Genomic DNA, 6441 nt, shown 5'->3' on the forward strand with positions numbered 1-6441 from the left:
AGCAGCGGGTGGTCCTTGCGCAGCACGCTGCCCACCACCAGCACGCGGTCGAGGCCGCTCACTTCCTCGATCTTCATGCCGAGCCACGGGATGCCCGCCATCTGGCCATCGGCCCGGAAATCCGTCTGCCGCAGGCGGAAATCGACGTTGTTGCTGCCGAGGCCGCGCGCGAGCTTGGCGAAGAGATACAACTCCTCGAGCGTCGAGTGCGGCGTGGCGAGAAAACCGATGGCCTCGCCCCCGTTTGCCTCCCGCACCGCGGCGAGCCCCTTGGCGACGGCATCGAGCGCAGTGGGCCAATCGACCTCGCGCCAGCTTCCGCCGTCCCGCAGCATGGGCGTGGTCAAGCGGTCGGGCGCGTTCAGCCCCTGGTAGGAGAAGCGGTCCTTGTCGGAAAGCCAGCACTCGTTGATCGCTTCGTTCTCCAGCGGCAGCACCCGCATCACCTGCTTCTGCTTGACCTGCACGATCAGATTCGCGCCGAGCCCGCAATGCGGGCTCACCGAGCGCTCGCGTGCGAGCTCCCAGGTGCGGGCGGTGTAGCGGAACGGTTTCGAGGTCAGCGCACCGACCGGACACAGGTCGATGACATTGCCCGACAGCTCGGAATCCACCGTCTTGCCGACGAAGGCGAGAATCTCGGAGTGCTCACCGCGGTGCGCCATGCCGAGTTCCATCACGCCGGCGATCTCCTGCCCGAAGCGCACGCAACGGGTGCAGTGAATGCAGCGCGTCATATCGGTGGAGATGAGCGGCCCCAGATTCTTGTTCGGCACCACGCGCTTCATCTCCTCGAAGCGCGACGCACTCGCGCCGTAGCCCACGGCGAGATCCTGCAGCTGGCATTCACCGCCCTGGTCGCAGATCGGGCAGTCGAGCGGATGATTGATGAGCAGAAACTCCATCACCGCGTGCTGCGCCTTCTGCGCGTAGTCCGAGCGGGTGAACACCTTCTGCCCGCTCGTCACCGGCGTCGCACACGCCGGCAGCGGCTTTGGCGCCTTCTCGACCTGCACCAGGCACATGCGGCAATTGGCGGCGATCGACAGTTTCTTGTGCCAGCAGAAGTGCGGGATGTAGATGCCGAGCTTGTTGGCGGCATCCATGACCGTGGAGCCCGCGGGCACCTCCACCGTCTTGCCATCGATCTCGAGAGAAATCATGTTGCCCATGGTGATCCGTCAGCAGCGCGCGGGCATCTACAGGCCACCCGCCACGAGACACTGCTTGTGCTCGATGTGGTATGCGAATTCGTCGCGGAAGTGCTGCACGAAGCTCTTGACCGGCAGCGCGGCAGCATCGCCCAGCGCGCAGATCGTCCGCCCCATGATGTTGTCCGACACGTTCGTGAGCAGATCGAGATCCTCGGGCTTGCCGCGCCCGTTCTCGATGCGGTCCACCATCCGGTAGAGCCAGCCGGTGCCTTCCCGGCACGGCGTGCACTGCCCGCAGGATTCCTCGTAATAGAAGTAGGACAGCCGGCGCAGCGCACGCACCATGCAGGTCCTGTCGTCCATGATGATGACCGCGCCCGAGCCCAGCATCGAACCCGCCTTGGCGATCGAATCGTAGTCCATGTCGCAGGCCATCATCACGTCGCCCGGCAGCACCGGCATCGAGGAACCGCCCGGGATGCACGCCTTGAGCTTGCGCCCGCCGCGCATGCCGCCGGCCATCTCCAGCAGCTTCGCGAACGGTGTCCCCATGCGGATCTCGTAATTGCCGGGACGGTTGATGTGACCCGAGACGGAGAAGATCTTGGTCCCGCCGTTGTTCGGCTTGCCGAGCTCCAGAAACTTCTGGCCGCCGTGCAGCAGGATGTACGGCACGGACGCGAACGTTTCGGTGTTGTTGACGGTGGTCGGCCGACCATAGAGGCCGAAGGTGGCCGGAAACGGCGGCTTGAACCGCGGCTGTCCCTTCCTGCCCTCGATGGAATCGAGCAGCGCCGTCTCCTCGCCGCAGATGTAGGCACCGTAGCCATGGTGCGCATGGAGCTCGAAGCTGAAATCGGAGCCCAGGATGTTCTGGCCGAGGAAGCCGGCGGCGCGCGCCTCGGCGAGCGCTTCCTCGAAACGCTCGTAGACCTCCCAGATCTCGCCGTGGATGTAGTTGTAGCCGAAGCCCGAGCCCATCGCGTAGCCGCCGAGGATCATGCCCTCGATGACCATGTGCGGGTTGTAGCGCAGCAGGTCGCGGTCCTTGAAGGTGCCCGGCTCGCCTTCGTCGGAGTTGCAGACGACGTACTTGGGCCCGGTGTACTGGCGCGGCATGAAGCTCCACTTGAGACCGGTCGGAAAACCGGCCCCGCCGCGGCCGCGCAGCGCACTCAACTTCACCTCGGCGATGACCTGCTCCGGCGTGATCTTCTCCGTGAGGACCTTGCGCAGCGCCTCGTAGCCGCCGCGCTTGCGGTAGTCGTCGAGGCGCCAGTTGAGACCGTCGAGCCCCTGCATCAGAACCGCGTCGGGGCCGTAGATATCGGGCGAGAAAGGCAGCGCGGGCGCGTTCACTCGGCGAGCTCCGACAGCAGCTTGTCGATCGCCTCGCGGCTCATGAAGCTGCACATGCGTTTGTTGTTCACCAGCAGCACCGGCGAGTCGCCACAGGCGCCGAAGCACTCGCCCTCCTGCAGCGTGATGCGGCCATCGGCCGTGGTCTCGCCGAACCCGATGCCGAGCTTCTCCTTGAGGTACGCGGCCGCCTCGCCCGCGCCCGACAGCGCACAGGGAAGATTGGTGCAGACGGTGAGCTTGTACTTGCCCACCGGAGCGAGGTCGTACATGTTGTAGAACGTCGCCACCTCGTAGACGGCAACCGGCGCCATCTCGAGATAGCGGGCCACGAATTCCATGGTCTCGGGGGAGAGCCAGCCCTTCTCGTCCTGGGCGATGGCGAGCGCCGCCATCACTGCGGAGCGCTTCTGGTCGGGCGGGTATTTGGCCACTTCGCGGTCGATCTTCGCGAGCGCGGCCGGCGACAGGGTCAGGGGTGCGTTCATGATGACGACAGTATGACCTGGCAACGGCGCTTCACCGGTCGACCTCGCCGAAGACGATGTCGAGCGTTCCGATGATCGCCACCACGTCGGCGATCATGTGGCCCGTGGCGATCTCGTCCATGGCTGCGAGATGGGCAAAGCCGGAGGCGCGGATCTTCAACCTGTAAGGCTTGTTGGCGCCGTCGGACACCAGGTAGATGCCGAACTCCCCTTTCGGATGCTCGACCGCCGCGTAGGTTTCGCCGGGCGGAACATGAAAGCCCTCGGTGAAGAGCTTGAAGTGGTGGATCAGCGCTTCCATGTCGGTCTTCATGGTCACGCGCGGCGGCGGGGCGACCTTGCGGTTGTCGGTGATCACCGGTCCCGGGTTCTTGCGCAGCCACTCCACGCACTGCCCGACGATGCGATTCGATTGACGCATCTCTTCGATGCGCACGAGATAGCGGTCGTAGCAGTCGCCGTTGACGCCGACCGGAATGTCGAACTCGACCTGATCGTAGGCCGCATACGCCTGCTTCTTGCGCAGATCCCACTCGATGCCGGAGCCGCGCAGCATCACGCCGCTGAAGCCGAGTGCCTGCGCGCGTTCCGGCGTCACCACACCGATGCCGACCGTGCGCTGCTTCCAGATGCGATTCTCGGTCAGCAGCGTTTCGTATTCGTCGACGCACTTCGGGAAGCGCTTGACGAAATCCTCGATGAAGTCGAGCAGCGAACCTTGACGGTTCTCGTTGAGGCGCGCCACCGCCGCGTCATTGTGGATGCGCGACGCCTGGTACTGCGGCATGGTGTCGGGGAGGTCGCGATACACACCGCCCGGCCGGTAATAGGCCGCGTGCATGCGGGCGCCGGAGACCGCTTCGTAAACGTCGAAGAGATCCTCACGCTCGCGGAAGCAGTAGAGGAAGAGCGTCATCGCGCCGATGTCGAGCGCGTGTGTGCCGAGCCAGAGCAGGTGGTTCAGGAGCCGCGTGATCTCGTCGAACATCACACGGATGTACTGCGCGCGAATCGGCACCTCGATGCCGAGGAGCCGCTCGATCGCCATCACGTAGGCATGCTCGCTGCAGAGCATGGAAACGTAGTCGAGGCGGTCCATGTACGGCACGCTCTGCAGGAAGGTCTTGTGCTCGGCGAGCTTTTCCGTCGCGCGATGCAGGAGTCCGATGTGCGGATCGGCGCGCTGGATCACCTCGCCGTCGAGTTCGAGCACGAGGCGCAGTACGCCGTGCGCCGCCGGATGCTGCGGGCCGAAGTTGAGCGTGTAATTGCGGATCTCAGCCATGATTCACCCGCGGCTCTCGAAGCATGACTGCCGGAACGCAGTTACCCATTCCTGAACCCTGGCCCCTCGCCGTAATTTTCTTCGCGCAGCACGCGCGGCGTGATTTCCCGCGGCTCGATCGTCACCGGCTGATAGATGACCCGCCCCTGATCCGGGTCGTAGCGCATCTCGACGTTGCCCGACAGCGGAAAGTCCTTGCGGAACGGATGACCGATGAATCCGTAGTCGGTCAGAATGCGGCGCAGATCGGGATGACCGGGAAACACGATGCCATAGAAATCGAAAGCCTCGCGTTCGAACCAGTTTGCCACCGGCCAGACATCCACCATCGAATCGACGCTGGGAAAATCGTCGTCGGCGCAGTACACCCGCAGCCGCAGGCGCCAGTTGCGCTGAATCGACAACAGGTGATAGACGACCGCGAACCGCGGTCCGTCCCAGGTGCCGTTGCCGTAGTCGCTGTAGTCGACACCGCACAAGTCGATCAGCACCGAAAACGCGAGATCGGGGTGATCGCGCAGTGTCTTCGTCACCGCAATGAGGTCCGCACTCTTCGCTTCGATCGTGATCTCGCCACAGGCGCAGACGAGGCGTGTGATGCGATCACCCAGAACACTGCGCAGCGTGGTTTCGAGGGTATCGAGTCGCGAGGTCATGGCGTGCTCAGCGGGCGATCGTGTTGTTGCGCTTGATCTTGTTCTGCAACTGGATGATGCCGTAGAGCAGTGCCTCGGCCGTCGGCGGACAGCCAGGCACGTAGACATCGACCGGAACGATGCGGTCACAGCCACGCACGACGGAGTAGGAATAGTGGTAATACCCGCCGCCGTTGGCACACGAACCCATCGAGATCACCCAGCGCGGCTCGGCCATCTGATCGTAGACCTTGCGCAGCGCAGGCGCCATCTTGTTGCAAAGGGTGCCGGCGACGATCATCACGTCCGACTGGCGCGGGCTCGGGCGGAACACGATGCCGAAGCGATCCAGGTCGTAGCGGGACGCCCCCGCGTGCATCATTTCGATCGCACAACAGGCGAGCCCGAACGTCACCGGCCACATCGACCCGGTCCGGGTCCAGTTGATGACCGTGTCGATGGAAGTCGTGACGAAGCCCTTTTCGAGAACACCTTCCGCACCCATGGTCAGGCCCTCCGTCCGAGCGTTACCGCGCTTCGCATCCCCACCAGACCGTGGGGCCCCTGCTCCGTTGAGCGCAGCGTCGCCTCACGCCCGATGTGCACAGGACGGCCCCCTCCGCTTCGGCGACGGGCCGCATTCCCCTTGCTCGCATCCCCACAAAACCGTGGGGCCCCTGCTCGGTGGGTCATGCGACTACTCCCACTCCAGTGCTCCCTTCTTCCATTCGTAGATGAATCCCACGACCAGTATGCCGAGGAAAATCATCATGGCGACGAAACCGAACATGCCGATCTCGTCCAGCACGACAGCCCACGGGAAGAGAAATGCGATCTCGAGGTCGAAGAGAATGAAGAGAATCGCGACGAGATAGTAGCGGACGTCGAACTTCATGCGCGCGTCTTCGAACGCCTCGAAGCCGCACTCGTAGGGAGAGAGTTTCTCGCTGTCCGGGCGGTGCACGCCAAGGAGTCGCGAAATCCCGCTGCCCATCATCATGGGACCGACACCAACGGCGAGACCGACGAGGACGAAAAGCAGGACGGGAAAGTAGTTTTCAAGCATCGCGCACGGTCTCGATCAAGAGCGCTGCGAAGGCGCCAATCGCGAACTTTTCATTATTTTATCTGATCCTCGTTTTCATTCGTTCGTTCGATCAGGACACGCCGCGCTGTCAAATGCGGTGCGGAAATCTGCAACCGTTTGGTGCCGATGGGGAGACTCGAACTCCCACGGCTTTCGCCACCGCCCCCTCAAGACGGCGTGTCTACCAATTTCACCACATCGGCCGGCTGCAACGCTGCCGCGAGGCTTACGCTCCCGTGTGCGCCTCACTCACTTCGGAACCTCCGGCGCCTTCGACCCCTCGGGTGCCGCCGGCGACGGCACGGGCTTCTCCGCAGCCGGCGCTGCGGGCTCGGCCTTGTGCGTCGCCATCACGCCCCGATCCCTCGACTTGTTCGCCGAGAAATACGTGAGCCCGAGGCTGGTCACGAAAAACACGGCCGCCAATATCGCC

Annotated in this window: 8 protein-coding genes and 1 tRNA gene; all 9 read right to left on the reverse strand. The window is 63.8% G+C overall.

Going from position 1 to position 6441, the window contains the following annotated elements; all coding sequences use genetic code 11:
* A partial coding sequence (gene nuoG, locus JNK68_05465; protein ID MBL8539804.1) for an NADH-quinone oxidoreductase subunit NuoG occupies positions 1-1163 on the reverse strand: 1163 nt, incomplete at its 3' end.
* A gap of 36 nt (positions 1164-1199) precedes the next feature.
* Positions 1200-2456, reverse strand: coding sequence for an NADH-quinone oxidoreductase subunit NuoF (nuoF, locus tag JNK68_05470; protein ID MBL8539805.1), 1257 nt, complete (start codon positions 2454-2456; stop codon positions 1200-1202).
* A gap of 53 nt (positions 2457-2509) precedes the next feature.
* Positions 2510-3001 (reverse strand): NADH-quinone oxidoreductase subunit NuoE, encoded by a 492-nt coding sequence (nuoE, locus tag JNK68_05475; protein ID MBL8539806.1) that lies wholly within the window; start codon positions 2999-3001, stop codon positions 2510-2512.
* A 31-nt stretch (positions 3002-3032) separates the two neighbouring features.
* Complete coding sequence (locus tag JNK68_05480; protein ID MBL8539807.1) at positions 3033-4286, reverse strand: NADH-quinone oxidoreductase subunit D; 1254 nt, start codon at positions 4284-4286, stop codon at positions 3033-3035.
* Between the two features lie 41 nt (positions 4287-4327).
* A complete protein-coding gene (locus JNK68_05485) occupies positions 4328-4942 on the reverse strand; it encodes an NADH-quinone oxidoreductase subunit C (GenBank protein ID MBL8539808.1) in 615 nt (204 codons plus the stop codon).
* 7 nt (positions 4943-4949) lie between these two features.
* Positions 4950-5426, reverse strand: a complete 477-nt coding sequence (locus JNK68_05490) for an NADH-quinone oxidoreductase subunit B (GenBank protein MBL8539809.1) — start codon at positions 5424-5426, stop codon at positions 4950-4952.
* A gap of 192 nt (positions 5427-5618) precedes the next feature.
* Positions 5619-5987: an NADH-quinone oxidoreductase subunit A gene (locus JNK68_05495; GenBank protein MBL8539810.1), complete on the reverse strand. Its 369-nt coding sequence runs from the start codon at positions 5985-5987 to the stop codon at positions 5619-5621.
* Positions 5988-6126: 139 nt separating this feature from the next.
* Positions 6127-6211 (reverse strand) — tRNA-Leu (locus tag JNK68_05500).
* A gap of 46 nt (positions 6212-6257) precedes the next feature.
* Positions 6258-6441, reverse strand: a 184-nt coding sequence (locus JNK68_05505; protein ID MBL8539811.1) for a preprotein translocase subunit SecG, incomplete at its 5' end; no start/stop codon positions are given.

It is taken from the genome of Betaproteobacteria bacterium (assembly GCA_016791345.1).
In the GTDB taxonomy this organism is placed as follows: Bacteria; Pseudomonadota; Gammaproteobacteria; order Burkholderiales; family JAEUMW01; genus JAEUMW01.

Bases quoted from the DNA above. Each gene is read 5' to 3' on its own strand.
- nuoF (MBL8539805.1), bottom strand. From the start codon at position 2,456: ATGCAGGGGCTCGACGGTCTCAACTGGCGCCTCGACGACTACCGCAAG.
- nuoE (MBL8539806.1), bottom strand. From the start codon at position 3,001: ATGAACGCACCCCTGACCCTGTCGCCGGCCGCGCTCGCGAAGATCGAC.
- JNK68_05480 (MBL8539807.1), bottom strand. From the start codon at position 4,286: ATGGCTGAGATCCGCAATTACACGCTCAACTTCGGCCCGCAGCATCCG.
- JNK68_05485 (MBL8539808.1), bottom strand. From the start codon at position 4,942: ATGACCTCGCGACTCGATACCCTCGAAACCACGCTGCGCAGTGTTCTG.
- JNK68_05490 (MBL8539809.1), bottom strand. From the start codon at position 5,426: ATGGGTGCGGAAGGTGTTCTCGAAAAGGGCTTCGTCACGACTTCCATC.
- JNK68_05495 (MBL8539810.1), bottom strand. From the start codon at position 5,987: ATGCTTGAAAACTACTTTCCCGTCCTGCTTTTCGTCCTCGTCGGTCTC.